This is a genomic window from Massilia sp. NBRC 108631, from assembly GCF_059704565.1.
Window position 1 is genome coordinate 1 of record NZ_BAAKJE010000106.1, and the last position, 208, is coordinate 208.

Consider the following 208-nt stretch of genomic DNA (forward strand, 5'->3'; position numbering starts at 1 on the left):
CGCCATACTCTAGAAAGGAGGTGATCCAGCCGCACCTTCCGATACGGCTACCTTGTTACGACTTCACCCCAGTCACGAATCCTACCGTGGTAAGCGCCCTCCTTACGGTTAAGCTACCTACTTCTGGTAAAACCCGCTCCCATGGTGTGACGGGCGGTGTGTACAAGACCCGGGAACGTATTCACCGCGACATGCTGATCCGCGATTA

The 208-nt window shown here is 55.3% G+C and carries 1 rRNA gene; it reads right to left on the minus strand.

Annotated elements, in window-relative coordinates:
• Window positions 1–13: 13 nt before the first annotated feature.
• Window positions 14–208 (minus strand): 16S ribosomal RNA (locus tag AC6H42_RS12495); the annotation flags it as partial.